The organism is Candidatus Poribacteria bacterium, assembly GCA_009839745.1.
Lineage (GTDB): Bacteria > Poribacteria > WGA-4E > WGA-4E > WGA-3G > WGA-3G.
In genome coordinates, this window is sequence record VXPE01000086.1 from 1 (window position 1) to 20444 (window position 20444).

20 protein-coding genes are annotated in these 20444 nt (G+C 47.8%); 5 read left to right on the forward strand and 15 right to left on the reverse strand.

The window, feature by feature from the left end:
• Positions 1–612: hypothetical protein (locus tag F4X88_13975; protein ID MYA57397.1), on the reverse strand; the 612-nt coding region annotated here is incomplete at its 3' end.
• 586 nt (positions 613–1198) lie between these two features.
• Between F4X88_13975 and hisI the strand changes: the two genes are divergently transcribed.
• The 5 genes from hisI (at position 1199) to F4X88_14000 (ending at position 5621) form a co-directional block, all read left to right on the forward strand.
• Positions 1199–1579 carry a phosphoribosyl-AMP cyclohydrolase gene (gene hisI, locus F4X88_13980; protein ID MYA57398.1) on the forward strand — a complete coding sequence of 127 codons (381 nt, stop codon included), beginning with the start codon at positions 1199–1201 and terminating at the stop codon, positions 1577–1579.
• Positions 1580–1736: 157 nt separating this feature from the next.
• Positions 1737–3239 (forward strand): anthranilate synthase component I, encoded by a 1503-nt coding sequence (trpE, locus tag F4X88_13985; GenBank protein ID MYA57399.1) that lies wholly within the window; start codon positions 1737–1739, stop codon positions 3237–3239.
• A 219-nt stretch (positions 3240–3458) separates the two neighbouring features.
• Positions 3459–4022 carry an aminodeoxychorismate/anthranilate synthase component II gene (locus tag F4X88_13990; protein ID MYA57400.1) on the forward strand — a complete coding sequence of 188 codons (564 nt, stop codon included), beginning with the start codon at positions 3459–3461 and terminating at the stop codon, positions 4020–4022.
• 188 nt (positions 4023–4210) lie between these two features.
• Positions 4211–4978: an adenine nucleotide alpha hydrolase gene (locus F4X88_13995; protein MYA57401.1), complete on the forward strand. Its 768-nt coding sequence runs from the start codon at positions 4211–4213 to the stop codon at positions 4976–4978.
• Positions 4905–5621 carry a hypothetical protein gene (locus tag F4X88_14000; GenBank protein ID MYA57402.1) on the forward strand — a complete coding sequence of 239 codons (717 nt, stop codon included), beginning with the start codon at positions 4905–4907 and terminating at the stop codon, positions 5619–5621. Before F4X88_13995 ends, F4X88_14000 begins: the two co-directional genes overlap by 74 nt.
• Here the strand turns inward: F4X88_14000 and panB are convergent.
• The 14 genes from panB to F4X88_14070 form a co-directional block, all read right to left on the reverse strand.
• A complete protein-coding gene (gene panB, locus F4X88_14005; protein ID MYA57403.1) occupies positions 5618–6448 on the reverse strand; it encodes a 3-methyl-2-oxobutanoate hydroxymethyltransferase in 831 nt (276 codons plus the stop codon). The two genes, F4X88_14000 and panB, sit on opposite strands and share 4 nt — an antisense overlap.
• A 115-nt stretch (positions 6449–6563) precedes the next feature.
• On the reverse strand, positions 6564–7433 hold the full coding sequence (sucD, locus tag F4X88_14010) for a succinate--CoA ligase subunit alpha (protein MYA57404.1): 870 nt from the start codon (positions 7431–7433) through the stop codon (positions 6564–6566).
• A gap of 186 nt (positions 7434–7619) precedes the next feature.
• A complete protein-coding gene (locus tag F4X88_14015) occupies positions 7620–9056 on the reverse strand; it encodes a proline--tRNA ligase (GenBank protein ID MYA57405.1) in 1437 nt (478 codons plus the stop codon).
• A gap of 202 nt (positions 9057–9258) precedes the next feature.
• Positions 9259–10455, reverse strand: a complete 1197-nt coding sequence (locus F4X88_14020) for a phosphoglycerate kinase (GenBank protein ID MYA57406.1) — start codon at positions 10453–10455, stop codon at positions 9259–9261.
• A gap of 140 nt (positions 10456–10595) precedes the next feature.
• On the reverse strand, positions 10596–11780 hold the full coding sequence (gene sucC / locus F4X88_14025) for an ADP-forming succinate--CoA ligase subunit beta (protein ID MYA57407.1): 1185 nt from the start codon (positions 11778–11780) through the stop codon (positions 10596–10598).
• Between the two features lie 483 nt (positions 11781–12263).
• The gene (gene folK, locus F4X88_14030; GenBank protein ID MYA57408.1) at positions 12264–12746 is read right to left on the reverse strand and encodes a 2-amino-4-hydroxy-6-hydroxymethyldihydropteridine diphosphokinase; all 483 of its coding nucleotides are present in this window, start codon (positions 12744–12746) and stop codon (positions 12264–12266) included.
• Between the two features lie 424 nt (positions 12747–13170).
• Positions 13171–14409, reverse strand: a complete 1239-nt coding sequence (gene fabF, locus F4X88_14035) for a beta-ketoacyl-ACP synthase II (protein MYA57409.1) — start codon at positions 14407–14409, stop codon at positions 13171–13173.
• Positions 14410–14764: 355 nt separating this feature from the next.
• On the reverse strand, positions 14765–14998 hold the full coding sequence (gene acpP, locus F4X88_14040; GenBank protein MYA57410.1) for an acyl carrier protein: 234 nt from the start codon (positions 14996–14998) through the stop codon (positions 14765–14767).
• A 127-nt stretch (positions 14999–15125) separates the two neighbouring features.
• Positions 15126–15902 (reverse strand): 3-oxoacyl-ACP reductase FabG, encoded by a 777-nt coding sequence (gene fabG / locus F4X88_14045; protein ID MYA57411.1) that lies wholly within the window; start codon positions 15900–15902, stop codon positions 15126–15128.
• A gap of 3 nt (positions 15903–15905) precedes the next feature.
• On the reverse strand, positions 15906–16850 hold the full coding sequence (gene fabD / locus F4X88_14050; protein ID MYA57412.1) for an ACP S-malonyltransferase: 945 nt from the start codon (positions 16848–16850) through the stop codon (positions 15906–15908).
• A gap of 91 nt (positions 16851–16941) precedes the next feature.
• Positions 16942–17937: a ketoacyl-ACP synthase III gene (locus F4X88_14055; GenBank protein MYA57413.1), complete on the reverse strand. Its 996-nt coding sequence runs from the start codon at positions 17935–17937 to the stop codon at positions 16942–16944.
• 152 nt (positions 17938–18089) lie between these two features.
• Positions 18090–18275: a 50S ribosomal protein L32 gene (locus F4X88_14060; protein ID MYA57414.1), complete on the reverse strand. Its 186-nt coding sequence runs from the start codon at positions 18273–18275 to the stop codon at positions 18090–18092.
• 72 nt (positions 18276–18347) lie between these two features.
• The gene (locus tag F4X88_14065; GenBank protein ID MYA57415.1) at positions 18348–18923 is read right to left on the reverse strand and encodes a DUF177 domain-containing protein; all 576 of its coding nucleotides are present in this window, start codon (positions 18921–18923) and stop codon (positions 18348–18350) included.
• 75 nt (positions 18924–18998) lie between these two features.
• Positions 18999–20387 carry a homoserine dehydrogenase gene (locus tag F4X88_14070; GenBank protein ID MYA57416.1) on the reverse strand — a complete coding sequence of 463 codons (1389 nt, stop codon included), beginning with the start codon at positions 20385–20387 and terminating at the stop codon, positions 18999–19001.
• Positions 20388–20444: the final 57 nt, after the last annotated feature.

The following is a 20444-nucleotide window of genomic DNA, read 5'->3' on the forward strand; positions in this document are numbered from 1 at the left end:
GCTGCCTTTCGACAAGGCAGCTTGAATATCATAATATTGTCCAAACTTTAGTAATGTTATAGGAATGTGTTTTTCCATCTTCCGATTCATTTCTGTAAACTGATAAACTTGTGGAATATCGCCGAACTTCTCAATCAATTGGTTCCGTATCGCATCCCATAATTCATCCGGTGGCATTGTTTCCGGATCTGTTATAAGTGTCCCGTTATCCTGTGTTTCCTCAAGTGATTCTTGGTTTTGCCACGGATCTGATCCGGCTGCAGACAGGTCAGACACACTCACTGTATCTTCTCGCCAATCATAATTCTCGGTTACCTCTGGAAGTCTTCTATGAGTAGGTTGCTTCTTTTCAAATGACCGTGTCTCAGAGGGTGTATCTGTGATCGTCTTTGCTACAGATTGTTCTTCAGGAGTGTGCTCCCTACTGTCGCCATGTTGCACCTCTGATGATTCACTTGAGCGTTGCTTCTCTGTTAGGACCCCAGGAAGGCTATTACTAAAATTTCTATTACCAATCTCCAAATAAACAGTCCATCCGACAATTAAAATTACAAAAATAACAATGATAAATAAAGGGGATATACGCATCTCGATCTCCTCATTCTTATTCATATATCTGTCGCTTTCCCGCGAAAGCAGATGCGTGAAACACGATTCAGGCAGGTCTCCTGACTTTCGATCCTTTAGCGTAGTTTTCAATTGTAATACATATACTATATCATGTTGCCCTATTTTATGCAAATATTTTTTTAACAGGACTTACGCAAATTGAGCAAAAAAGCGAAATATTTTACGAAAAAAGGTGTTATCTCAGGGATTTAACCCCCTAAATCCCCCTTATCAGGGGGACTTTAAGAGGAAGTGCGTAAGTCGTATTTAATAAAAAATTTGACAATGCAAAAGAGATGTGGTATTATTAATATCAAGCGTGGATACATCCCAAAAAATTTGGCAGTTACCACCCGTTGTTGAGAAGCGAAAAAAATGACATTTTTAGATTCACACTCCAGCTTGCATAGCATATCTAACCATTGGCATTGGTGGCGATCCAATGGAAACCTGTGGGGGAGTGTGCGTTCAAACGGATAACTGAAATAGATATTGAAAATCGTCATTTTTTATTTTTTAGTCCTGTTGAAGCCTTATGCACACCGATCCCGGCGGCATAAGGTTTTTTGTTTTAAAGAGGAGAACCCAAATGAAATTTTTATCGGAAATTAAGTATGATCGTGATGGTTTAGTCGCTGCAGTCATTCAAGATCACAGAAATAACGAAATCCTGATGGTAGGCTATATGAACGCAGAATCGATAAAGGAAACGCTGAATACAGGGCGCGTCTGCTTCTGGAGCCGTTCCCGCCAAAAGTTGTGGAGAAAGGGGGAGACTTCAGGGCATACGCAGACGGTTAAATCTATTGCCATAGATTGTGATGGTGATGCCTTGCTCATAAAGGTTGAGCAGAAAGTGGCGGCGTGCCATGTCGGTTATCGCTCCTGCTTCTTTCGAGAAGTTTCCCCCGATGGAGAGTCAACGCGTGTCGTAGGTGAAAAGATTTTCGAGGAAGATGCCGTCTATTAGACTCCGACATTTTGTCGGTTTTTGTATCCTTGCATCCGTTCGAGAATTGCTTGATTAAATTCATCTACAGTCTCGATTTTATAGGAAAGTCCCTAATTACCTATCAGGGATGGTCGGGTATTACGCACCTGACCGAACCGCAAGGAATAATTGAAAAATGTATTATCCTACATTGGAAGATTTTCGCGAGGCAGCGAAATCAGGAAACACAATACCGGTATACCGCTCGATTCTGGCAGATATGGAGACCCCGGTGTCTGCTTTTTACAAGTTGATGCCAGATAATTATGCGTTCTTACTTGAAAGCGTTGAAGGTGGTGAAAACCTTGCGCGTTACTCTTTTTTGGGGAGCCAACCCTCAGTGCTTTTCCATAGTAAAGGGCATCAGGTTACGATTGAGTATTTGGAAAAAGGCGAAACCGTCGTTCAGGCATATGAAGACCCCTTGAGTGCCCTTGAGGAGTTGATGCAGAACTACCGACCTGTTCACAACCAAGAGTTACCAAAATTCCACGGGGGTGCGGTCGGTTATATGAGTTATGACATGGTGCGCTTCGTCGAGGAATTACCAGATAATACCGAAGACGAACTGCAGCTTCCCGACTGCTTCTTCATGATTGCCGAAACGCTCTTGATATTCGATCATGTGAACCATCAGATCAAAGTTGTAGCGAACGCGCATATTGATGGAGACGTGGACGCGGCTTATGCGGGGGCTCTTGCGAAAATTGAGGCATTGGTCGAGAAACTGACAACTGCCTCCGAAGTGCATTTACGCAGCAAGAGTAGCGAACCTCAGGAGGGGTATGAAAAAATTATATCCGATCCAAAATCGAATTTTACGAAATCTGATTACGAAGCCGCGGTCAGACGCGCGAAAGAATACATAGCTGCAGGCGACATTATCCAAGTAGTGCCTTCGCAGCGATTCAGTTGTTCAGTGTCCGTACACTCATTTGAGATATATCGGGCATTGCGAATGATTAATCCATCACCGTATATGTATTTTCTGAAGTTCAATGATTTTGACATTGTCGGGGCATCGCCAGAAATGATGGTGCGCGTAGAAGATGGCATCGTCCAAACTGTTCCGATCGCAGGAACACGCCCGCGTGGCACAACTCCTGAAGAGGACGCGGAGTTAGAGCAGACACTTCTCTCCGATCCGAAGGAACGAGCGGAGCACGTTATGCTGGTTGATTTAGGACGGAACGACCTCGGTCGGGTCTGTGAATATCACACTGTTGAGGTGACCGACCTTATGATAGTCGAGCGTTTTTCACACGTGATGCACATCGTTTCACACGTCATTGGACGCTTACGTGAAGAGTTTACGGCTTTTGATGTGCTGCGAGCGTGCCTCCCCGCTGGAACCCTCTCCGGTGCCCCGAAGATACGCGCAATGGAAATCATTGACGAACTCGAACCGACGCGCCGCGGCACATACGGCGGAACGGTGGGGTATTTCAGTTTCTCTGGCAGTGCGGACACAGCAATTACGATCCGAACCGCGGTTATTAAAGATAACACCGCTTATGTGCAGGCAGGTGGTGGTGTCGTTGCGGATTCAGTACCTGAAACCGAGTATTACGAAACCATGAGTAAAGCGCGAGCGATGCTCAGTGCCATTGCCTTGGCAGAACAAGGTTTCTTATTGTGAGGAATAGCCTTCAATTTTTTTTGGTTGTGAACTAAACCTTCCGAAAGGAATAAAAAAAGATGGCTTTCTTCTTCGTTTCCAAAGCGCGTAGCCCGTAATGAAATTAGGTTCTCCTTAAATGGCATAATTTGTCTTTGCTTTACACTTGGAGGGCGGATATACGGCGATAAACGTTGTTTATCCAATCCGTCTTACCGAACCGCAAGGAAAATTAAAAATATGGTCTTGATGATTGATAACTACGACTCCTTCACCTATAATTTGGTGCAGTATTTGGGTGAACTCGGTGCTGAATTGGAGGTGCATCGGAGTCGGAAAATAGGATTGGACGCGTTAGATGCCCTCGAACCTGAACGACTTGTCATCTCACCGGGTCCTTGCACGCCGAAAGAAGCCGGTATATCTAACGATGCCATAAAGCACTTCGCTGGCAAAGTTCCGATTTTGGGGGTCTGTCTCGGTCACCAGTGTATCGGGGACGTATTTGGCGGTGATGTAGTTAGAGCAGATCGGTTGATGCACGGTAAAACCTCTATGATTGAACATAATGCGGTTGAACTTTTTGAAGGATTGGATAACCCATTCGAAGCCACGCGATACCATTCACTAATCGTAAAAAGGGATACATTGCCAGATTGCCTTGAGATCACTGCCTGGACAGATCAGGATGAAATCATGGGACTTCGGCATAAAACGCTACCTATTTGGGGCGTGCAGTTCCATCCAGAGTCGATTTTGACGGCTGCTGGCAAGAGTTTACTCTCCAACTTTTTGGCATTGTAGATATAGTCAGAACTTACACACATTGAACAGAAAAAGGACCTATTTTGTTGAAAAGTGCTCCTTCGTTTTATTTAACGCCCTAAAGAATCAACGGTATGAATGCCTTATGGCATTCCCCGCCCCTTATCAGGGACTTCAAGGGAAAACACATCAGTCCTATATAGTTTTAAAAGCAGAAAGGTTTAAATATGACAAAACAGACGAACAACACGACCCCTCTCCCGGTCTTTGTCTCTTGGTCCTCGGGCAAAGATTCTGCCTGGGCACTTCATACACTCCGTCAGGAACCGAAACGCTACGATGTGCGAGGTATCTTTACGACCGTCACACAGACATTTGATCGCGTCTCCATCCACTCCACGCCGGCATGGGTGCTAAAACAGCAAGCGGAGAAACTGGGAGTGCCATTGTATGAAATACCGATCCCCTATCCCTGTTCCAATGCGATCTATGAAGAGGCGATGCGAAAATTTCTCGCTAAAGTGGAAGCGTTACCTGAACATCAGGGGACATCGCATTTCGCCTTTGGGGATCTGTTCTTAGAAGACATCCGTGAATACCGAGAAGACAAATTACGCGGAACCGGCTTTACGCCAATTTTTCCAGTATGGGGAGAAAACACAACACAACTCGCTGAAAAAATGATCACTTCCGGCATGCGTGCCATTATTACTGCCCTCAATCCGACCAAGGTTCCCGCCGATTTCGCAGGACGCTGGTTCGATGCCGAACTCCTTGCCGATTTACCCGATGGGGTGGATCCGCTCGGTGAAAACGGTGAGTTCCATACATGTGTTGTTGATGGACCGATGTTTAGTTCGCCTGTTGCCGCGAAACCGGGTAAAGTTGTCCAGAGAGAGATTGTTTCTAAGAAAGACAGCAATGACAAGATTCACTCAAGCCGCAATACCTCACCCACTTACGTCTATGCCGACGTCGTGCCACTGGAAACATAATTCGATGAAAGCAGCAGTCCTGTGGACGGGTGGGAAAGATTCGGCACTCGCACTTCACGTCTCCTTAAATCTTTACGATATAAGGAGACTCGTCTGTTTCGTTCCAGCGGAGGACCGGCAATTCTACGCACACCCGAGACCCCTTATGGAGCTACAAGCGCGAAAGATCGGGATTCCGATTGCGTTCATGCCGATTGCTGAACCCTATCAATCCAGTTATCGCCAACAAATTCGAGTCCTTAGAGATAGTGGAATTGAAGTCTTAATCACAGGAGATATTTCTACTGTAGACGGGATGCCGAATTGGATTGAGAGTGTTGCGACAAATTTGGCGGGCGTTTATAAACCGTTGTGGGAGTTAGACCGGCACGCGATCCTGGACACTCTTTTCTCCGAGAAATTTGAAGTGATCTGTTCGCTTGCTTACAACAAGTTCTTTGTGCCGACTATTGCCGGTAGATATTTAGATGCGGAACTCATTTCAGAACTGAAGCAGTTACCGGTTGATGCTTGCGGCGAACAAGGCGAATACCACACATGGGTGTTAGATGCCCCCTTTTTCAAGGAACCCGTGCGGTTAAAAGGCACACGCGTCGTTGAGATGGCAGCATATAGTTATCTAACGTATGAACACGCAACTTAGTGTATTGATTTTAGCCACTTTTGCAGTCGCGCAAATTTATCGGGTGGGATGTGTGAGGTGTTCGCGTCTGTAGGAAACGCGCCGCTCGCCACCTCTTCCTTATACTGACAGATTGCCTCAAACGTCAATTGGCTGTAATCTTGGTAGCGTTTGGCGTGTTTGAGTGGTGGACCTATGCCCAATATATCGTTAATAACGAGCACTTGCCCGTCACAGAATCGACCTGCCCCAATACCGATGGTTGGAATATTGAGGGTATCCGTTATGATCTGACTTACCTCTTCAGTGACTTTCTCGAGGACCATGAGTTTCGCGCCAGCCGCCGCGAGTGCTGCTGCTGCTTCAATGAGGCGTTTCGCTTTGGCAAAGGTTCTTCCGTGGGTTGATGCCTTGGTCCCGTGGATTTGCGGATTGTGACCGATGTGTGCACAGGTGTCTATACCGTGTTCGGTGAGTGCAGAAACAACAGGGACCTTTTCTGGCCCCCCTTCCAATTTAACACCGTCTGCTCCGTCGGAGATAAAGGTTTTTGCATTGGTGATGGCTTGCGTCACATCGCGGTCTGCGGCATAGGGCATATCAACGAGGAGATAGGCATCTGTGACACCGCGGCGCACTGCTTTGAGATGGTGACGCATATCTCCCATCGTCACCTCTGTCTCGTTTTTATAGCCGAGAACATTGGTTCCAACGCTGTCTCCGACGAAAACGATGTCGATACCGGCTTCGTCTTGCATACAAGCGGTCGGATAGTCGTAACAGGTCAACACCGTAATCGGTTGCCGTTCCTGTTTTTTGGTGTGCAGGTAAGCGATGTCTTTCTTCATTTTTTAAACTATTAACTCTGGTCACTGCTCCATTACATTACGCAGTGGTTTCTGGTGAATTCCAACGGGGTTTCTGGATTTCAGCCCAACAGGGCGATATGTCCATACTTGGGTTTTACAAAAGTTGTGTTACGGTTTCTCCAATAGTGGTGAGGCTATCAGCAACAGCGACGCCAGCATCCTTGAGTGCCTGAATTTTATCGGCGGCAGTGCCTTGCCCACCGGAGATGATTGCTCCTGCGTGCCCCATTCGCTTTCCGGGTGGTGCGGTCTGCCCAGCAATAAAACCGATAACAGGCTTCGTCATTTTGTCCTTTACAAACTGTGCGGCTTTTTCCTCAGCCGTTCCCCCGATTTCACCTATTAAGACAACGGCGTGTGTGTCGTCATCCGCCTCAAAAAGTTTGAGAACATCGACGAAGTTTGTGCCAATCACCGGGTCGCCCCCAATCCCGACGCAGGTAGACTGCCCAATACCGAGTCGCTTCAATTGATATGCAGCTTCGTAAGTCAAGGTGCCGCTTCGGGAGACAATCCCAACGTTGCCGGGTGCATAGGCAAACTCGGGCATAACGCCGATTTTGCATTCACCGGGTGTGATGACCCCCGGACAGTTCGGTCCGATTAATCGGGTTGACGTCCCTTGAAGATACGCCTTTGCTTTGACCATATCGAGAACAGGAATGTGCTCGGAGATACAGACGATCAATTCGACCCCTGCTTCTGCCGCTTCCATGACAGAATCTGCGGCGTTGAAGCGTGCGGGAACGAAGATCAACGAGGTATCCGCGCCCGTTGCTGCAACTCCCTCTGCCACAGTGTCATACACAGGGATACCATTCACATCAGATCCCCCTCTACCGGGGACCGCGCCTGCAACAATCTGGGTGCCGTAAGCTGCGCACTGCTCTGTGTGAAAGCGTCCAGAACGACCTGTGATGCCCTGAACGAGGACTTTTGTATTTTTATTAACGAGTATGCTCATTTTTTAATTTTACCTTGCGGTTCGGTGAGGTGAGTCTGAACCTTTCACGTCATTTCCCGTATATCCGCCCTCCAAGTGTAAAGCAAAGACAAATTATGCCATTTAAGGCATAATTTCATTACGGGCTACATGCTCTTCTCAATTTCCCATCTAAATCTTCTTTCCAACTATTGTTCCCACTGAGGATTAATACGCGCGCGCAAAGACAGCGATATCTTCTGTAGATTTTCCACAAACAATACATTCGCCATCTCCACCAGATTGTTCCATCGGGAGGCATCGGATAGTCGCTTGTGTTTCCTCTCTGACTTGATCCTCACAGGCTGCGTCCCCACACCAATGTGCGTATGCGAACCCATTTTCAATAGCCTCTTTAAACGCGTCGTAGGTGGTAGGTTTAAAGGTATTCGCATCGCGGAAATCGGTTGCCCGTTTGAGCATGTCAGATTGAATGGTCTCAAGCATCTGCTTTACTGTCTCCGCAGCCCTGTCAATTGGCACAAATATTTTGCCTTCCTTGCCCGGTATATCGCGCCGTGCAAGGACGATTTGCTGTTTGCTCAAATCACGGGGACCGATCTCTATGCGTAAGGGCACGCCTTTGAGTTCCCATTCGTTGAATCGCCAACCGGGTGAGTAGTCGTGTCTATCGTCAACATGGTAGCGGACACCACCCAAAGTTTCACAAATGCCATCAACGGCTTGCATAACGGCTTGCTTATCACTGTCTTTATTTTTAGGAACGATTGGCACAATGACGAGCTGCGTGGGTGCAAGTCTCGGGGGCAGAACCAACCCTTGGTCGTCCCCGTGTGTCATGATAATCGCACCGATCATTCGGGTGCTCACTCCCCAACTGGTCGTCCAGCAGTGCTGCTGTTTCTGGTTTGCATCGAGATACTGAATATCGAAAGCCTTGGCGAAGTTCTGCCCTAAGTCGTGTGAGGTGCCAGCTTGAAGTGCGCGTTTATCCCCCATCATCGCCTCGATGGTATAAGAAGTTAGTGCGCCCGGAAACTTCTCACTGTCACTCTTACGTCCAGGAATGACAGGTATCGCAGCTTCATTAACTGCAAAATCGGTATAGAGGTCCAGAATGCGTAGGGTTTCCTCTTCGGCTTCCTCGTGCGTTGCGTGAGCGGTATGCCCCTCTTGCCAGAAGAATTCCATCGTCCTGAGGAAAAGGCGAGGACGCAATTCCCATCGGACCACGTTTGCCCATTGATTGATAAGTACCGGTAAATCTCGATAGGACTGGATCCACTGACTATACATGTAGCCGATAATCGTCTCAGATGTTGGGCGCACGACAAGCGGTTCTTCCAACTTTTTTCCGCCGCCGTGTGTGACGACAGCGAGTTCTGGCTTAAAACCCTCAACATGCTCCGCTTCTTTTTCGATGAAACTCATCGGAATGAAGAGCGGAAAGGCGGCGTTTTGGTGTCCCGTTTCTTTGAACCGGGTATCCAATTGTTCTTTGACATTCTCCCAGAGCGCGTAGCCGTAAGGACGGACTACCATACATCCTCGAACGGGAGCGTAGTCAGCCATCTCGGCTTGACGGATGACCTGCGTATACCATTTTGCGTAGTCTTCACTACGGGGAACTATTTTATCAAACATTTTTAATTATTCCTTGCGGTTCGGTCAGGTGGGTTTGATACCTGAAGTACCTTTCCGTAGACTCAGTGGAAACACCCAAGCAAAAACCCTGCGCCGATGTTGCAGGCTACGCGTTTAGGTTTAACAAAAACCTCTTAACCGACTGCTGATTGCTAATTTTTCCTTTCGCACCGCTTCGGGCTCAGTTTTCTGAAGGGGCGGCTTATCTCCCTCGATCCGTTAAAGCAAGGATGCCCGGTAGCGATTTCCCCTCTAAGAACTCCAAGGAGGCACCGCCTCCCGTTGAGATATGCGTCATTCGATCTGCGACCCCGGCTTGTTGTATCGCCGCGACACAGTCTCCACCCCCAATAATACTCACCGATTCTGAATCGGCAATCTGCTTTGCGACCGAAATCGTGCCTTGTGCGAACTTCTCAAATTCATAGACTCCTAAGGGTCCGTTCCACACGACGGTTTTTGCTGTGGCGATCTGTCCACCAAAAGCCGAGACAGTTTCGGGACCAATATCCAATCCTTGCCATCCATCCGGAATATCACTTTCACCCACAATCTGCGATTCGGTTTCAGGGTCAAAGGCTTTAGCCACGACATGGTCAATGGGTAGTAGGACGGAATCCGAGAAGTCTTCCCTTTCGACTAACGATTTTGCAACGTCAAGTTTTTCAGTCTCGACAATTGAGTTCCCAACAGTGAATCCCAACGCCGACAAAAATGTATATGCCATACCGCCACCGATAAGAAGTTTATCAACTTTTCCAAGGAGGTTCTCGATCAGCGTGATTTTGTCGGAAATTTTCGCGCCACCGAGGATAGCGATGTATGGACGTGCAGGCTCTTCAAGAGTAGTGCTGAGATAATAGATTTCGCGTGCCATTAAAAGTCCAACGACACACGGACTGAGATAGTGGGTTACGCCCTCCGTTGAGGCGTGGGCACGATGGGCTGTCCCGAACGCATCATTTACATAGACATCCGCCAATGCAGCAAGTTGTGCTGCGAATGCCGTGTCGTTTGCGGTTTCCTCGGCATAGAATCGGACGTTCTCAAGGAGCAGGACTTCTCCGTTACGCATTGACGCAACGGCAGTTTGCGCCGACTCGCCGATACAATCGTTGACATGAGCGACGCGTGTGCCGAGTTTACGGCTGAGCGCTACAGCGATCGGTTCAGTTGAAAGCACCTTCCGGTCAGCTGCCGAACCTACCTCGGGTCTGCCTAAATGTGTTACAAGGATAATTTTGGCATCGGCGTTGATGAGTGCTAAAAGCGTCGGCAAAGCAGTGGTAATACGGGTTTCATCTGTAATCTTTCCATCTCTCATTGGAACATTGAAGTCCACCCGCACAAGAACGCGTTTCCCACTAACGTCTATGTCCTTTAATTCAAGTTTTTCCATTTTTTATTTTATGGACCTCTGGGCTGCGGGCCCCTTCGCTTTGCGCGAATTTTCGGCTATCCTCAGCAGCAATTAGAGATCGATTCGCCGAAGAAAGAACACCCTCAAGGATCGCTGCGTGTGGCTGCTGACTGCTATTTTTATGCGGGGTTCGCCGCTTTTACTGATAGTTGCGCCGCTTCAGAGAGTCCTTCGGCTTGTTGAACATTCAAATCCGATTCGGCAATGATCTGTTTTCCAAGCTCGACATTCGTTCCTTCTAATCGAACCACAAGCGGAACGTTGAGTTCGACCTGTTTCGCGGCTTCAACGATGCCGTTTGCGATTGTGTCGCATTTCATGATGCCCCCAAAGATGTTCACGAGAACAGCCTTCACATTATCATCTGCGAGGATGAGGCGGAAAGCGTGTGTAACTGCTTCTACAGATGCACCCCCACCGACATCAAGGAAATTCGCCGGCTCGCCGCCGTTCTGTTTGATGATATCCATCGTTGCCATAGCGAGTCCTGCCCCGTTCACCATGCAACCGATATCACCCTCGAGACGGATGTAACTTAAACCCGATTCGCTTGCTTCTAATTCACTCGGATCTTCTTCATGGGGATCACGCATCTCAGCTATATCGGAATGTCGCCAGAGTGAATTGTCATCAAGGTTTACCTTGGAATCGAGTGCGACAATGTCTAATGCGTCCTCCGTTTTTACAATAGCCAAGGGATTAATCTCCACCAACGAACAGTCGCATGCAATAAACGCACTGTAAAGCGACAAAATCAATTGGGTGGCGTTTGGGATAACAGAACGGTAGTCTACATTGGTGATGAGTTTGTATGCAAACTCCCGTGCTTGGAACTCAGTTAACCCGAAGGCTGGATGCACCTCCGCTCTAATAATTTTTTCAGGGGTTTGTGCCGCAACTTCCTCAATGTTAACACCCCCCTCTTCGCTTCCGATTAAAGTGAGTCGGGATGTTTCTCGATCAAGTAAAATGGCGAGGTAGAACTCTTTCTCTATTTCTGCAGCTTCGGCAATTAGGACTTTACGAACAAGTTTCCCTTCGGGACCGGTCTGGGGTGTCACCAGTTGCATTCCCAGAATAGCATCTGCGTGCTGTTTGACTTCGGCGGGTGAATCCGCGAGTTTGACGCCGCCGCCTTTCCCGCGCCCCCCAGCATGTATTTGTGCCTTAATAACGTATTTTGGGCAATTGAGTTCCTGTGCGATGGCTTCGGCTTCCTCTGGCGTTTCGGCGACCCTACCCGGTAGCGTATTGACACCATAGGATTCTAAGATGCGTCTGGCTTGGTATTCATGGATGTTCATCTTTTGTAAAGTTTTCCTTAAACTGCTTTGGCACTTGTAATTACTGGCGTATTATGTCTATGTATTGTCGGACTCACGCATTTAGAAATTATACTATACTTGAGAGAAAATTGCAAGTTTTTCAAGGCGATTGAGGCAGGTTTGAACAGTCTTTTGGACAAACTGCTCAAGATAGGCAAAGAGGAGACGCTGTCCGATAGAGGGTTGCAGAAATTATATCAGATTTCAGTGTGAAAGTCTATAAAATACAATCTTCTTTCCTTACTAAACTTTGGACAATTTTTTTTAAGAATACACATATCGCCCCGCTGGGGCTTGCCTGGTGTAGGGTATGGCGTTTCTATAAACATATCGCCCCGCTGGGGCTTGCCTTTGGGGCCTCCGAGTTTATTTTTTCAGAGTTGGGTATGTGTGAGAACCCTCGAGAAAAATCAGACATACCTTGAAAACAAGGTATGAACCTGACCGAAATTGTCCAAACTATTATTTCCTTAGAACAGATTTGTTATCTTCAAGGCGATTGAGGAGGGTTTGAATAGACTCCTGAAAGACTGGGTGGACGAGGTTCGGCGCGATCTCCGCTAACGGGACCAACACGAAACCGCGGAGATGCATCTCCGGGTGCGGAATGACGAGTTTCTCTGTTTGGACGCACAAATCCCCATAGATTAATATGTCCAAGTCAATCTCTCTCGGTCCCCAACGGATACGGTGTTTTCTGCCAATAGTGGTCTCAATGTCTTTTAAGGTATGTAGCAAAGAGAGGGGAGAAAGGGAGGTTTGGATGGCAGCGACACCGTTCAGAAACTGTGCTTGTGCTTCATAACCAACGGGGTCAGTTGTGTAGATGGAGGAAATCTTTTTTAAGGTGATTCCCTCTGTTTTTGATAGCGCACGGATGGCATTTTGGATATGTGCAAGTCGGTCGCCGATGTTACTTCCAAAACCAATATAGGCTACGTGCATAGTCGCAGGCATACCCCGTTATGCCGGATCATAAATTTGCTGGGTGCTCGTTAAAAATGCCTCAAGGTTTCTACCAATCGTTGGATGTGGAAGCGGTTTATTTGCTTTCTGTGTATCTGCCAACAATTCGTTGACAATTTCACATAATACCATTTCTAAAAGTTTATATCGCATTAACCGCACCTGAGTGCACAGAGTCTTTGCGAATGCCACACGCGCATTCGCCAGTCTATGCTACAAGCAAGCACAAACTAAAAGTTTATGCTACAATTTCAATCAGAAATGGTATAAGTGTTGGTAAACTCCTATTTCATTATCGCCGTGGCAACATGGCCCAATGATTCCCGGACAATACCCGATGAAACATTCGTCCTCGTCTGACCATTCGACGATCTTAATGTATTTTGCACTTTCACTCATCTGTCTAATCTGAAAATTTTCGGATGGCGATAGAGGTGTTGTGTCCACCGAAACCGAACGCATTAGAGAGTGCGATATCAATCGTTGCATCGCGACTTTCGTTTGGAACATAGTCCAAGTCGCAGGCTTCGTCCGGCATATCGTAGTTGATCGTTGGTGGTAAGAAGCCTTTTTCCATCGCGCCTAAGCAGGCGATGAGTTCTACGGCACCCGCTGCACCGAGCAGATGGCCAATCATGGATTTGGTAGAACTGACAGGAATTTTGTAGGCGTGTTCGCCGAAGAGGGTTTTAACGGCGTTTGTTTCGGCAATATCGCCAATCGGTGTTGAAGTGCCGTGGGCGTTGATATAATCGACGACATCCAGTGGTAAGTTGGCATCTCGGAGTGCAAATTCCATTGCTTTCACTGCCCCCTCACCGTTTTCGGGGGGACTTACCATATCGTGCGCATCCGAGGTCATTCCGTAGCCGACCATTTCGGCGTAGATATAAGCACCACGCTTTTTAGCGTGTGAGAGCGATTCAAGAATCAGGACCCCCGCACCATCGCCCATGACAAAGCCATCCCGGTCCTTTGTAAACGGGCGCGAGGCGCGTTCAGGTTCATGATTTCGAGCAGACATAGCACGCATTGAACAGAACCCAGCAAACGCTAAAGGCGTAATTGCCGATTCCGTTCCACCCGTAAACATGACATCTGCTTCACCCCGTTGAATGATACGAAACGAATCACCCATAGAGTGGTTCGCACTTGCGCAGGCAGTGACGGACGTAGAATTAGGACCCTTGAGGTTAAAATGGATTGAGACCTGCCCTGCCGCCATGTTAATAATCATATAGGGGACAAGGAATGGACTCACGCGCTTCGCTCCTCTTTCAGCGAGGATTTTAGCGTTATCTTCAAGGACACCGATGCCGCCAATCCCTGAACCCATTTGGACCCCTGCTCGGTAAGGATCAACCGTGTCGAGTTCCAAACCCGCATCTTCGTGTGCCATAATTGAGGCAGCAAGTGCGTACTGAATGAACAGCGGTAACCTGGACGCAGCGCGACGGTCCAGATACTGTTCCGCTTGGAAATTCTTAACCTCTCCGGCGATTTGGGTGCGATGCTCAGAGGCATCAAAATAGGTTAAAGGTCCGATTCCGTTTTTACCGATAGCAAGCGCATCCCAATATTCTTCTTTCGTATTGCCAATTGCATTGACAACGCCGATTCCTGTAATAACTACACGCTCCACGAGACCGATCCTTTTTTGTAGAATAGTTGTCAGTCATCAGTTATCAGTTATCAGAAGGTACTGATGCAATCAACCCCTTCTTTAACTGACGACCGAAGACTGAAGGCCGACAACTGATAAACGATATACCTTAACGGCTTGTGCTAATTAACTCTCTGTAGATTTAGATTTCACAGTATTAATCTTTTGCCACTTGTAATTTGACAGCTTCGGTTCATACTGCCCCATTTTTAAACCAAAGTCTCTATATGAAAACAAAGAGGCAATGGAATCAAGGTTCAATTTACAACGAAAACCCAACAACTGTGAAATTTAACAAAACACATGGTCAATTAGCACAACGCGTTACCTTAACCTACACGTGTTCGTCCAGGTAACTTAGGGCATCTTGAACAGTCTGAATTTTCTCTGCATCACTGTCTGGGATTTCGATGTCGAATTCCTCTTCAAGTGCCATGACCAGTTCAACAGTATCAAGTGAATCAGCCCCCAAATCTTCCATAAAGGAGGCATCTGGGGTAACATTATCTTCTTCGACACCGAGTTGTTTCGCGATAATTTCGATGAGGCGTTCTTGGTTTGTTGCCATATTTTTAATTTTCCTTGCGGTTAAGTAACGTAGGTTCGGGACCTTCACGTGCCTCCGTGCAGCGTCGCCTTCCACTACGTTTCAGGCTTAGTATTAGGTGTCTTGGGAAGTCCCAAGTCCACTTGAATTACATCACCATGCCACCGTCAACCTGAAGCGTTTGGCCGGTGATATAGCGTGCAGCATCCGATGCCAAAAAACAGACGGCATCTGCCACATCCTCTGGATGCCCAAACTCCCGTAACGGAATCAGTTCAAGCAGTTGCTGTTGATTCTGTTCCGGTATTTGTGCTGTCATATCTGTCGTGATAAAGCCAGGGGCGATAGCATTGACCGTGATACCGCGGGCCCCGACCTCTTTCGCGATAGCCTTCGTGAAACCGATGATGCCCGCTTTCGCCGCAGCATAATTCGCTTGTCCTGCGTTTCCTGTTAACCCGACGATTGACGAAATGTTGATAATTCGTCCGCTTTTCTGACGTATCATAGGACGGAGGACTGCGCGGGTGCAGTACATCGTGCCGGTCAAATTTGTCTGTAATACAGCGTTCCAGTCCTCATCCTTGAGGCGCATGAGCAACATATCCCGAGTAATCCCAGCGTTGTTCACAAGAATATCGATTTGTGAAAACTGCGAAGTCGTCTTTTCAATAAGCGTGTCAACATCCGCCCTTTCGGAGATGTCAGCAGCCATTGCGAGGACAGTATAGCCTTTCCCCTGCAGTGTATCAGCGATCTGTCCAACTGCCTCGGTAGAACGAGAGCAGAGAACAACATTTGCTCCGGCTTCGCAGAGCCTTTGTGCAATCGCTGCGCCAATCCCTCGCGATGCACCTGTAACGATTGCGGTTTTGCCACTCAACACATCTGCTCTAAAGGCATTTTGTTCCGTTGTTTCACTCATTTTTTATTTATCACTTCCGTGTTCATTTGTCACAAGAGAGAGCGTCTCAATATCTTCAACGTTCATAGTACTACTTTCTGGCAAGGTCCGCTTCACCAAACCGGACAAAACTTTGCCCGGTCCAACCTCTACAAAATGCGTAATGCCGGTTTTCTCAAGAGTCTGCAATGTTTTTTCCCACTGGACAGGTCGTGTTATCTGTTGAAATAGGAGGCGTCTGATATTGTCGGCATCTGTGGCGAACTCGCCTGTTACGTTCATCGCAACATCGACTTGCGGTGGTTGCATCGTCACCGATTCGAGGGGTACTGCGAATTTCTGCTGCGCGGGTGCCATGAGTGGCGAATGAAACGCCCCACTGACTGGCAACAGACGACACCGTCTCGCCCCAATTTCGGCTTTAGCAAGGTCGAGGACGTGGTTAACTGCTTTGATGTCTCCAGAGATTACCAGTTGTCCGGGACAGTTGTAATTAGCGATGCTCACAACACCTTCAGGCGTGTTACAAAGCGCTTGCAGACGCTCCGTTTCCATCCCGAGGATCGCCGCCATTGTGCCCTGTTGTGTGTTTCCAGCTTCCGCCATGAAACTCGCTCGTGCGTGCACCAAATGCAGTGCGTCTTCAAAGTCGATCACTCCTGCCGCTACGAGTGCGGAATACTCTCCCAAACTGTGTCCGGCGACCGCGCTCGGCACGACCCCGTATTCTTTTAGGACTTGCAAGGCTGCCACACTACAGGTCAAAATTGCCAGTTGCGTGTTTTCGGTCTGCTTTAAGTCCGCTTCAGGTCCCTCAAAACAAAGTCGCCGCAACGCCCGTCCGAGGACTGCATCTGCCTCCTGAAAAACAGCATCGGCAGCTGGGTAAGTCTGTGCCAGTTCCGCTCCCATGCCTACCTGTTGTGAACCTTGTCCTGGAAAAATAAATGCCAAACGGTTATCAGTCATCAGTTATCAGAGTTAAGAGTTATCAGTTGTCGGTAGAAGCGGGGTGTGATCGCATGAGAACCTTCTTTAGCTGACCACCGAAGACTGAAAACTATAATCGTAGGAGTGTGCTTCCCCATGTCAACCCCGCGCCAAAAGTCACAAACAGCAGTAGATCCCCTGGCTTCGCGCGTCCCTCACGAATCGCTTCGTCTAACGCGATGATCACTGTTGCCGCGGAGGTATTACCGTATTTATCAACGTTGATATAAACCTTCTCTCGTGGCATGCCGAGTCTATCGCCAACCGCCTCAATGATGCGGAGGTTCGCTTGATGTGGGATTAACAGATCAATATCTTCAATACTCACGTCTGCTTGACGGAGCACACGTTGCGCAGCTTCGGGCATAAGGCGGACACCTAATTTGAAGACTTCTCTCCCGTTCATCTGAATTTTGTCTAACTTCTGGTCAATCGCCTCTTGAGTGATTGACATTCTGGAACCCCCTGCGGGAATACCCAAGAGGTCAACGTCAGCGTAATCTCCATCCGATCCGATATAAGATGCGAGGATACCTTTAGGTTCATCCGTAGCTTGGACAACAGCCGCACCAGCACCATCTCCAAAAAGGACACATGTACTTCTATCGTTCCAATCAACAATTGTGTTAAAAATTTCGCCACCGATGACAAGAATAGTGTTGTATCGTCCAGATCTGACCAGTCCGTCAGCTAAATCCAGTCCGTAAAGGAAGCCAGCACACGCAGCAGATAGATCCATTGCGGCGGCATGCTTCGCACCGATACCTTTCTGAACATAGCACGCTGTTGAAGGAAAAAACCTATCGGGAGTCACAGTAGCAACAAGAATCATCTCAATATCAAGTGGATCAATTTGCGCGTTTTTGATAGCCCATCGCGCAGCATGTATACAAAGATCAGAGGTTGCTACATCATCTTCAGCGATGCGTCTCTCAGCGATCCCTGTCCGTTGACGAATCCATTCATCGCTTGTATCGACCAATTTCTCAAGGTCAAAATTGGTGACAACCCGATCGGGGAGGTAAGATCCTGTCCCAGTAATGGTTGCATATCGAAGTTGCGTCATTATGTTTCTCTCGTAGGTGCAGTTTCCTTGGGGAAATCCCAAGCAAAACACGCACTGGCGTTCTAAGGCACCATTGCAGATTTCCTATGTTGAAATGGACGTATCAAAACGTGTAAAAAATATACCCCCGTTGGTTTCTAACGAACCAGTACCTACGCTTCATCCGCAGATTTTAATACGGGACGTCCATTGTAATGCCCACATTCGGAACAGACTTGGTGAGAAATAATCGTCTCTCCGCAGTAGGAACAGACACTTAAAGTTTTTTCATGGAGCGCGTTATGGCTCCGCCGCATTCTTTTTTTCGATTTTGACGTTCTCCGTTTTGGATGCGCCATGGGTTGTCTCCTTTACGTTACAAAATCGCGATCTAATGAATCACGCGTACATTTCAAGTATTTATTCTAATTTCAACTGTTTCCAGTATTTTTAAGAGAACCGGCTTTGGAAAACGCGCTTGCAAGTTGCGCGCTCAAGGAATTAGAGGTAGGGAGCGATGGCTCATCCGTCATTTCACAGGAGCATCCCGTCATGTTCAGATTCGTCCCACACTGTGGACATAAACCTTTACAGGTTTCGGAGCAGAGCGACCACGTTGGTATTTCAAGAACAAGTGCCCGCCGGACATCTTCTGAAATATCTAACGTTTCCCCATCGTAGTATCGTTCATCATCTTCATCCGTTTCTGACGATGTATCCCCAATAGAAAATAGCACGCCAAGTGTCGTTGCTATGTCCACCTCAAAGGGGTTGATACAGCGTCGACACTCCACTAAAATAGTAGCATTGACATCGGTCGTTATATAGATATTATCGCCACCTTGGCGAAAGAGACCGACGCTGCATGACAAGGGCTTAATAAATTCTACCTCTTCGTAAGTCAAACCGAGGGACTCAGACGGGACAAGTGCTTCGTATTCTTTGAAGTCCTCGTGTCGAAGATCTCTCATATTGAACACTAAAGTATCTTTCACGCCTTCCTGCATATCCAATTTTACCTCAAAAGCTCAGAGAAGCGACCCTCAAAATCAAAACGCCCGTTAGTTACCCGCAAGGAAAACTTAAAAGTCGACTTCTTCTTCGATTCTAATGAGTTGTGCCTCGTCCTTTACATCTTCAAGCGTATAAATCTCTGCGAGCGCGGCTTTCATGTTTTTCTCTTGCGCCTTGTGGGTTAACATTACGAGGGACACGGTCTCCATACCGTGCGGATCCTTTTGGATGACAGAGGCGATGCTAATCTGCCAGTTCCCCAAAATTGTCCCGATCTTTGCGAGAACACCGGGTCGGTCAGCAACCACAAAACGGATGTAATACCGCGTCTCAATATCGTCAATAGGACATACACCAACTTCCGCCTGTGCCCCTGCAAGCCATGCCCGTGAAATCGGAGTGCTTACGCCTTGCTGCACAGACTTCGCGGCATCAATAATGTCAGCGACAACAGCACTTGCGGTTGGCATCTCTCCAGCGCCCTGTCCATAAAAGAGGGTCGGGCCGACCGCATCACCGATAACACAAACCGCGTTGAATGCCCCACCGACATTCGCTAACAAACTCCGCTCTGGCACCAGTGTCGGATGCACACGTGCTTCCACGCGATTTCCGTCGGTAAGTTTCGCGATTGCGAGGAGTTTAATGACGTAACCCAGTTCGCGAGCGTATTGGATCTCTTTCTGGGTGATATCCGTAATACCTTCAACATGGAATTGCGACAGTGAAATATTACTCCGATAGGCGAGGGCGATCAGGAGAATGAGTTTTTGTGCGGCATCAATTCCTTCAACGTCAAGTGTTGGATCGGCTTCGGCGTATCCCTTGTCCTGTGCGACTTTGAGTACATCTGCAAAGTCTACAGCCCGCCCGTGCATTTCGGTCAACATATAGTTACACGTCCCGTTCACAATACCGTAAAGGGAGTGGATCTGGTTGCCAGCGAAACTCTCTTGTAGGGTTTTAATGATCGGAATGCCACCTGCCGTGCTTGCCTCGAAATTGAGACTGACTTGGTGTTCTGAAGCCAGTTGGAAGAGTTCTCCCCCGTGTTCTGCGAGAAGGGCTTTGTTTGCTGTGACGACGTGTTTTCCATTTTGGATCGCGCGTTTAATGAGGGAATGTGCTGTTGTGACACCGCCGATAAGTTCAACAACAATATCGATTTCCGGATTGTCAACGACCGCTGCGGGATCGGTTGTCAGACAATCCACAGGGAGTTCAACACCTTGCCGCGTCGCAGGTAAAGTTCGTTTTGCTATTTTTTTTAGGCATAATTCGGTGCCACTATTTTTGGCGATGAGGGAATTCTGATTCATCAGGATTTTGGAAACGCCTGTGCCGACAGTACCCCATCCTAAAATGCCAACATTAATACACGACTTGTCCACTACTACAACTCCCTCCTTTCTTTCCGATTTATTGCACGATATACCACTTCTAAGACGATATTGCATATTCAGAGATCGGGGCGACTGGATTCGAACCAGCGACCTCTTGAACCCCATTCAAGC

What these genes read in the sequence shown, in the direction of transcription:
- hisI (MYA57398.1), top strand. Translation starts at nt 1,199, where the DNA reads ATGAAATTTTTATCGGAAATTAAGTATGATCGTGATGGTTTAGTCGCT.
- trpE (MYA57399.1), top strand. Translation starts at nt 1,737, where the DNA reads ATGTATTATCCTACATTGGAAGATTTTCGCGAGGCAGCGAAATCAGGA.
- F4X88_13990 (MYA57400.1), top strand. Translation starts at nt 3,459, where the DNA reads ATGGTCTTGATGATTGATAACTACGACTCCTTCACCTATAATTTGGTG.
- F4X88_13995 (MYA57401.1), top strand. Translation starts at nt 4,211, where the DNA reads ATGACAAAACAGACGAACAACACGACCCCTCTCCCGGTCTTTGTCTCT.
- F4X88_14000 (MYA57402.1), top strand. Translation starts at nt 4,905, where the DNA reads ATGACAAGATTCACTCAAGCCGCAATACCTCACCCACTTACGTCTATG.
- panB (MYA57403.1), bottom strand. Translation starts at nt 6,448, where the DNA reads ATGAAGAAAGACATCGCTTACCTGCACACCAAAAAACAGGAACGGCAA.
- sucD (MYA57404.1), bottom strand. Translation starts at nt 7,433, where the DNA reads ATGAGCATACTCGTTAATAAAAATACAAAAGTCCTCGTTCAGGGCATC.
- F4X88_14015 (MYA57405.1), bottom strand. Translation starts at nt 9,056, where the DNA reads ATGTTTGATAAAATAGTTCCCCGTAGTGAAGACTACGCAAAATGGTAT.
- F4X88_14020 (MYA57406.1), bottom strand. Translation starts at nt 10,455, where the DNA reads ATGGAAAAACTTGAATTAAAGGACATAGACGTTAGTGGGAAACGCGTT.
- sucC (MYA57407.1), bottom strand. Translation starts at nt 11,780, where the DNA reads ATGAACATCCATGAATACCAAGCCAGACGCATCTTAGAATCCTATGGT.
- folK (MYA57408.1), bottom strand. Translation starts at nt 12,746, where the DNA reads ATGCACGTAGCCTATATTGGTTTTGGAAGTAACATCGGCGACCGACTT.
- acpP (MYA57410.1), bottom strand. Translation starts at nt 14,998, where the DNA reads ATGGCAACAAACCAAGAACGCCTCATCGAAATTATCGCGAAACAACTC.
- fabG (MYA57411.1), bottom strand. Translation starts at nt 15,902, where the DNA reads ATGAGTGAAACAACGGAACAAAATGCCTTTAGAGCAGATGTGTTGAGT.
- fabD (MYA57412.1), bottom strand. Translation starts at nt 16,850, where the DNA reads ATGACTGATAACCGTTTGGCATTTATTTTTCCAGGACAAGGTTCACAA.
- F4X88_14055 (MYA57413.1), bottom strand. Translation starts at nt 17,937, where the DNA reads ATGACGCAACTTCGATATGCAACCATTACTGGGACAGGATCTTACCTC.
- F4X88_14060 (MYA57414.1), bottom strand. Translation starts at nt 18,275, where the DNA reads ATGGCGCATCCAAAACGGAGAACGTCAAAATCGAAAAAAAGAATGCGG.
- F4X88_14065 (MYA57415.1), bottom strand. Translation starts at nt 18,923, where the DNA reads ATGCAGGAAGGCGTGAAAGATACTTTAGTGTTCAATATGAGAGATCTT.
- F4X88_14070 (MYA57416.1), bottom strand. Translation starts at nt 20,387, where the DNA reads ATGCAATATCGTCTTAGAAGTGGTATATCGTGCAATAAATCGGAAAGA.